This is a genomic window from Vibrio sp. OPT46 (genome assembly GCF_015163535.1).
Lineage (GTDB): Bacteria > Pseudomonadota > Gammaproteobacteria > Enterobacterales > Vibrionaceae > Vibrio > Vibrio alginolyticus.
Genome location: NZ_JADDYG010000440.1, coordinates 1 through 350 on the forward strand (window position 1 = coordinate 1; position 350 = coordinate 350).

At 37.7% G+C, this 350-nt stretch carries 1 pseudogene; it reads left to right on the plus strand.

The window, feature by feature from the left end:
- Positions 1 to 167, plus strand: a pseudogene (locus tag IQR33_RS33575) (GNAT family N-acetyltransferase); the annotation flags it as partial.
- Between the last annotated feature and the right edge of the window lie 183 nt (positions 168 to 350).

Sequence of the window (350 nt, forward strand, 5' to 3'; positions counted from 1 at the left end):
TTCTTTTTTCACAGGCGAAAGTACAGGGGATAAAACGACTGTATTCTGAAGTGAGTATTACCGCCCGACCTTTTTACGAGAAAATGGGTTTCACAGTTAAGTCTCGACAACGTGTTGAGGTTAGGGGAGAAACCTTAACTAACTTTATGATGGAAAAGTATATTTAACTTAAATAGTGAGCATTTAGTGAGCTTGAACACAGATATAAAATGTTTTCCAATGTGAAAGCGAGTTCATTGATCTCGCACCAATGTTTTGTTTGAAAACAGTGTACATAATCTTCTCTGGAACGCCATTACCGCATTTCGTCTCTGAAGGCTTAAAAACAGTCTGAAAGTTTTGGTTTTGCG